This is a genomic window from Christiangramia aquimixticola (assembly GCF_048285835.1).
GTDB lineage: Bacteria > Bacteroidota > Bacteroidia > Flavobacteriales > Flavobacteriaceae > Christiangramia > Christiangramia aquimixticola.
In genome coordinates this window covers 1-277 of the sequence record NZ_JBLVTL010000355.1, presented here as the reverse complement: position 1 = coordinate 277, position 277 = coordinate 1, and the positions used below count along the sequence as shown (strand labels likewise).

Annotated in this window: 1 protein-coding gene; it reads left to right on the top strand. The window is 47.7% G+C overall.

From position 1 onward, the window contains the following. A partial coding sequence (locus ACNKXV_RS14800) for an ATP-binding cassette domain-containing protein (protein WP_417908458.1) occupies positions 1–277 on the top strand: 277 nt, incomplete at both ends.

Genomic DNA, 277 nt, shown 5'->3' with positions numbered 1-277 from the left:
CAAAGCGGGAGCCGCAAGCTTACTGTTTTGGAAAATGTCAATTTTGAAATTCAAGCCGGAGAGACGATCTCCATTGTAGGGCCGTCAGGTAGCGGGAAAACCACTCTTCTTGGACTCTGTGCAGGTTTAGATTCCGGTTCCACGGGTTCGGTGGTGCTTAATGGTCAAGCCCTTGAGAAGCTCAATGAAGATCAGCGTGCAGCCGTCCGCAACAAGGACGTTGGCTTTATTTTTCAAAACTTTCAGTTGCTACCAACTTTGACTGCTTTGGAAAATG